The organism is Bacillus sp. SIMBA_005, assembly GCF_046535585.1.
GTDB classification, from domain to species: Bacteria; Bacillota; Bacilli; order Bacillales; family Bacillaceae; genus Bacillus; species Bacillus pumilus.
Genome location: NZ_JAWRWI010000493.1, coordinates 1 through 268, shown reverse-complemented (window position 1 = coordinate 268; position 268 = coordinate 1). Strand labels below are relative to the sequence as shown.

At 43.7% G+C, this 268-nt stretch carries 1 protein-coding gene; it reads right to left on the bottom strand.

Annotated elements, in window-relative coordinates:
- A partial coding sequence (locus SB660_RS21040) for a sigma factor (protein WP_410584316.1) occupies positions 1 to 268 on the bottom strand: 268 nt, incomplete at both ends.

Sequence of the window (268 nt, the reverse complement as noted above, 5' to 3'; positions counted from 1 at the left end):
CTGAGTAGCTTTCAATTCCTTTGATCAGCCCGATTGTACCGATGGAGATCAGATCTTCTGCGTCCTCTCCCGTATTTTCGAATTTTTTCACAATATGGGCGACTAAACGGAGATTGTGTTCGATCAGCATGTTGCGGGCGTGTTCATCGCCTTCAGCCATAAGGTCTAAGTATTTTTTCTCCTCACTATTTGAGAGCGGTTGTGGAAAGGCATTCTTTTTCACGTATGATACTAAAAACACGAGTTCTTTCACAATAAACCCGAGCGC